Here is a 5,257-nt window from a genome sequence, read left to right as displayed (position 1 = left end):
GCGTTGGCGGCCCGCCCCGGGCCGGTCGCCCCGCTCGCGCCGAGGCCGCCGCCCGCGGCCACGCTGGTCCTGTCAGTCACCTGCGTTCCCTCAATCCACGTTGCCCCGACGGTCCCCCACGCGCCGATGCCGGTCGCGCCCTAGAGCGAGAGCGTCGACTTGTTCTCCATCAGCCTGGACAGGAGTCCGCTGACGAAGTTGGGGGACTCGTCGGTGGACAGCTCCTTGGCCACGCCGACCGCCTCGGCGATCGCCACACCGTCCGGGATGTCGTCGGCCCACAGCAGTTCGTAGGCGCCCATCCGCAGGATGTTGCGGTCCACGACCGGCATGCGCTCCAGGGTCCAGCCGATGGCGTAGGTGTCCAGGAGCTCGTCGATGCGCTCACGCCGCTCGTCGACCGAGCGGGCCAGACTCTCGGTGAAGTCGTTGATCGGCGGTTCGGGCTGGGCCCGCCGGCGCCGGATGACGTCCTCCACCGAGGTGGCGCGCACCTCGGCCTCGTAGAGGACCTCGACCGCGCGCCGCCGTGCCTTGCGCCGTGCTCCGCTCATCAGTTGACTCGCCCGAGGTAGTCACCCGTGCGGGTGTCGACCTTGACGCGCTCGCCTTCGCTGATGAACAGGGGAACCTGGATGGTGGCGCCGGTCTGGACGGTGGCGGGCTTGGTGCCGCCGGTGGAGCGGTCGCCCTGCACGCCCGGGTCGGTCTGGGTGATCTCCAGCTCGACGGCGGCGGGCAGCTCGATGTAGAGGGGGTTGCCCTCGTTGGTGGCCACGGTGACCTTGGTGTTCTCCAGCAGGAAGTCCTTGCCGTCGCCGACGACGGCCTCCGGGACCGGGATCTGGTCGTAGGTGCTGGTGTCCATGAAGATGAAGGCCTCGCCGTCGTGGTAGAGGTACTCCATCTCGCGGCGGTCGACGTTGGCGAACTCGACCTTGGACCCGGCGTTGAAGGTCTTGTCGACGATCTTGCCCGTGAGGACGTTCTTCAGCTTGGTACGGACGAACGCGCCGCCCTTGCCCGGCTTGACGTGCTGGAACTCCAGGACGTTCCAGAGGACGCCGCCGTCGAGCCGCAGGGTCGTGCCGTTCTTGATGTCGTTCGTCGTGGCCACTTCGGTCGTCTCTCCAAGGGGTTTGACACGTCGGGGACCGACCCCCGCGGGGCCCGGTCGGTGTTCGGTGGGGCCGGGCACGGGCACCTCGGGGAGCTCCCCGGGCGCGCCGGTGCGCACGTCGCCTGTGTGCAGTCTAGTGGCTTCGCGGAACCCGGGTGTCGCCCGTGACCGCGCGGTACGCCTCGTCCAGCAGTTCGGGCGCGGGGCCGCTGAGGATGGTGGGCCGCGCCAGGCCGTCCAGGACGACGAAGCGCAGGGTGGCCCCGCGGGCCTTCTTGTCCACGCTCATGGCGGCGCGCAGTTCGGGCCAGGCCTCGGGGGCGTAGGAGACGGGCAGGCCGACCGAGGAGAGCAGCGAGCGGTGGCGCTGGACCAGGTCGTCGCCCACGCGGCCGTCCAGGCGGGCGAGTTCGGCGGCGTAGACCATGCCGATGGAGACCGCGTAGCCGTGCCGGAAGGTGTAGTTCTCGGCGCGCTCGATGGCGTGGCCCAGGGTGTGGCCGTAGTTGAGGATCTCGCGGCGGCCGCTCTCGCGCAGGTCGCCGGAGACGACGTCGGCCTTGACCCGGATGGCGCGCTCGATGAGCTCGCGGGTGTGCCTGCCCCCGGGTTCGGCCGCGCCCTCGGGGTCGTCCTCGACCAGGTCGCAGATGACGGGGTCGTCGATGAACCCGGCCTTGACGATCTCGGCGAGGCCGCCGATGTAGTCGGCGCGGGGCAGGCTCGGCAGGGTCGCGAGGTCGCACAGGACCCCGGCCGGGGGGTGGAAGGCGCCGACGAGGTTCTTGCCCTCGGGGGTGTTGATGCCGGTCTTGCCGCCGACGGCGGCGTCGACCATGCCGAGCAGGGTGGTGGGCACCAGGACCGAGCGCACGCCGCGCAGCCAGGTGGCGGCGACGAACCCGGCCAGGTCGGTGGCGGCTCCCCCGCCCACGCCGACGACGGCGTCGCTGCGGGTGAAGTTGCGCTGCCCGAGCCGGGACCACAGGTCGGCGGCGACGGCCGCGGTCTTGGCGGCCTCGCCGTCCGGGACGGGCATGGAGTGCGCCCGGTAACCGGCGGCCTCCAGGGCGCCGACCACGGGGCGGGCGATCCCGTCCAGGCTCTCGGGGTGGATGACGGCCACCTGGGCGGCGTCGCCGACCAGGGAGGGGAGTTCGGAGAGGACCCCGCTGCCGACCACCACGTCGTAGCGGCCGGCGGAGTCGCCCACACCGATCCGGGTCACGGTCACTGCTGGGCCTTTCCGGAGTCCTGTCCGGCCAGGGAGGGCAGGATGGCGTCGACGATCTCTTCGGGGTGGTAGCCGGTGGTCTCCACGGTGACGCTGGCCAGGCGCTCGTAGACGGGCAGGCGCTCGTTGAGCAGCTGGCGCAGCCGGGTGCGGGGGTTGCCCGCGAGCAGGGGACGGGCCACGTCCATGCCCACGCGCTTGGCGGCCTCACCGAACTCCACCTGGAGGTAGACCACGTGGTGTCCGGCCAGGTCGCGCTGGGTGTCCTCGTCCAGGACCGCGCCGCCGCCGACGGCGATCACGCCCTCCCAGGCGCGCAGCCCCTCGGCGACGACCTCGCGTTCCAGGGCGCGGAAGCGCTCCTCGCCGTCCTCGACGAAGATGTCGCCGATGGGCTTGCCCGCGCGCTTCTCGACCTCGGTGTCGGTGCACAACAGGTCGGCGCCCAGGCGCCCCGCCAGGGCCTCTCCGACGGTGGACTTGCCCGATCCGGGCGAACCGATGAGCACCGCGATCGCTTTTGCCACGCTCTTCCCATCTGGAGAATCCGGGGCACCGCGCGCTGAGAAGCGCTGCCCCCCTGCCTTGATCTTGCCTTCCCCCACCTTAGCTTCGCCGGGGAGACGCGAACCCTTGCCGGGGGGATGTGAACCGTTCCCGCGCGTGCGGGGACAGCACGGCCACGGCGTTGTCCTACTCCAGCGGACCTCGGTCCCCGGAGGCGGTGAGAGAGGTCGTCCACAGGCCGGATCGCGGCACTGGCGGGGACATTCGATCCGCCCCTATGCTCGGATTCGGGGGCGACTCCGTCGCCTGTGAGCGCGACGAGCGCTCCCGAATCCAGTGTGGCCCTTCCCTTGGCGCCCCGCCAGCCCCGAGGACGCGCCTGTGGACAACCGCTCCGGCAAGGGGAGCCGTGGCGGTTCCCAGTCCGCTTCCGTCCCGTTCGTGAACGGGACGGAAGCACGCCGAGGTCGGGATCGAAGGTCAGCGGATAGTCAGCGCGTCCAGGTAGCCCCGGAGGTTGCGCGCGGTCTCGGCGACCGAGTCTCCGCCGAACTTCTCGACGGCGGCCTCGGCGAGCACCAGGGCGACCATCGCCTCGGCGACCACACCGGCGGCCGGGACGGCGGTGACGTCGCTGCGCTGGTGGTTGGCCTGCGCGGGCTCGCCGGTCTCGATGTCGATGGTGTCCAGCGCCCTGGGCACCGTCGCGATGGGCTTCATCGCCGCGCGCACGCGCAGCGGGTCGCCGGTGGTCATACCGCCCTCGACGCCTCCGGCGCGGTTGGTGCGGCGGCGCACGCCGTCCGGACCGGGTTCGATCTCGTCGTGGGCGGCCGAACCGCGGCGGGCGGCGGTGCGGAAGCCGTCGCCGACCTCCACGCCCTTGATCGCCTGGATGCCCATGAGCGCACCGGCCAGGCGCGCGTCCAGGCGCCGGTCCCAGTGCACGTGGCTGCCCAGGCCGGGCGGCAGGCCGTAGGCCAGCACCTCGACCACGCCGCCGAGGGTGTCACCGGACTTCTTGGTGTCGTCGACCTCCTCGACCATGCGGGCGCTGGTCTGGGCGTCGAAGCAGCGCAGCGGGTCGGCGTCGATGGCGGCCAGGTCCTCCGGGCGCGGCTCCGGGGCGTCCTCGGGCACCGCCACGGGCCCCATGGACACCACGTGGCTCAGGATCTCCACGCCCAGGGCCTGACGGCAGAACTGGCGCGCGACCTCGCCGATCGCGACGCGGGCGGCGGTCTCACGGGCGCTGGCGCGCTCCAGGATCGGCCGCGACTCCCCGTGGCCGTACTTCTGCATGCCCACCAGGTCGGCGTGGCCGGGGCGGGGCCGGGTGAGCGGCGCGTTGCGCGCCACGCTCTCCAGCTCCTCGGCGGGCACGGGGTCGGGGGACATCACCTTCTCCCATTTGGGCCACTCGGTGTTCCCGACCTCGATCGCGACCGGACCCCCCTGGGTGCGGCCGTGTCGGATGCCCCCGATGACGGAGACCTGGTCCTTCTCGAACTTCATCCGGGCACCCCGCCCGTACCCGGCGCGACGGCGGAGCAGCGCGGCGGCGATGTCGTCCGAGGTGACGGACACACCGGCCGGGAGGCCCTCAAGAATCGCGACGAGTGCGGGTCCGTGGGACTCCCCCGCGGTCAGCCAACGCAACATGTGCACGATCCTTTCACGGATCGGTGCGCGGTGGAGCGCCGGGTTCAGGGTTGTGGAAACAGCGCTCCTCCCGTCAGGACGGTGGCCAGCGCGGCGGCGAGCATGAACGGACCGAGCGGGAAGGGATCCCTGCGGGTGAGCCGCCGCAGCGCCATGAGCACGACCCCCACCAGGGAGAAGGCCGCGAAGGCCCAGAACACGGCGACCAGCGCGCCGAGGGTCCCGGCCGCCCACCCCGCGTACAGCGCGGTGAGCCCGGAGAGCTTGACGTCGCCGAACCCCAGCCCCGCGCTGTGCACCCGCCACAGCAGCCAGTACAGCACCGTGACCAGGACCATGCTGACGAGCGCCCCGGCGGCCCGGTCGGTGTCGGGCCCCTCGGGGGGCAGCAGGACGGCCAGCCCGATCAGGACCGCGGCGACGGGGTAGGCGGGGAGGACGACCGCGTCGGGCAGGCGCATGACCCGCAGGTCGATGACGGCCAGCGGCACGCCGACGGCGGTCAGCCAGAGCACGGCCAGCACGCCGAACGGGGACCAGTCGGGTTGGAGGGTGGCCCACAGGCCGACGCAGCCGAAGAGCACGGCGGTCACGACGACGACCGCGGGGTGGGACCGGACGACCTGCTCGCAGTGGGGGCAGGCCCCCCGTCTTCGGAACGTGCGGGCCTCCACCGCCGGGAACCAGCGCAGGAAGCGCAGCTCGGCGCGGCAGTGGGGGCAGCGGGGGGGCGG

6 protein-coding genes are annotated in these 5,257 nt (G+C 72.5%); all 6 read right to left on the bottom strand.

Translation table 11 applies throughout. From position 1 onward, the window contains the following. Positions 1-140 precede the first annotated feature (140 nt). Positions 141-554, bottom strand: coding sequence for a transcription antitermination factor NusB (gene nusB, locus DQW06_RS06170; protein WP_013151931.1), 414 nt, complete (start codon positions 552-554; stop codon positions 141-143). After that, positions 554-1,117 (bottom strand): elongation factor P, encoded by a 564-nt coding sequence (efp, locus tag DQW06_RS06165; protein ID WP_041552350.1) that lies wholly within the window; start codon positions 1,115-1,117, stop codon positions 554-556. Before efp ends, nusB begins: the two co-directional genes overlap by 1 nt. Before the next feature lie 136 nt (positions 1,118-1,253). After that, a complete protein-coding gene (gene aroB, locus DQW06_RS06160) occupies positions 1,254-2,354 on the bottom strand; it encodes a 3-dehydroquinate synthase (RefSeq protein ID WP_013151929.1) in 1,101 nt (366 codons plus the stop codon). Continuing rightward, a complete protein-coding gene (locus DQW06_RS06155; protein WP_041552348.1) occupies positions 2,351-2,863 on the bottom strand; it encodes a shikimate kinase in 513 nt (170 codons plus the stop codon). The genes aroB and DQW06_RS06155 overlap by 4 nt, the downstream gene beginning before the upstream one ends. A 478-nt stretch (positions 2,864-3,341) precedes the next feature. Further along, positions 3,342-4,523: a chorismate synthase gene (gene aroC / locus DQW06_RS06150; protein ID WP_013151927.1), complete on the bottom strand. Its 1,182-nt coding sequence runs from the start codon at positions 4,521-4,523 to the stop codon at positions 3,342-3,344. Between the two features lie 44 nt (positions 4,524-4,567). Next, a partial coding sequence (locus DQW06_RS06145) for an A24 family peptidase (RefSeq protein ID WP_157983354.1) occupies positions 4,568-5,257 on the bottom strand: 690 nt, incomplete at its 5' end.

Origin of the sequence: Nocardiopsis sp. TNDT3 (assembly GCF_003427465.1) — a bacterium.
GTDB lineage: Bacteria > Actinomycetota > Actinomycetes > Streptosporangiales > Streptosporangiaceae > Nocardiopsis > Nocardiopsis dassonvillei.
The sequence above is the reverse complement of the archived record's forward strand: the minus strand, read 5'-3'. Positions and strand labels throughout refer to the sequence as shown.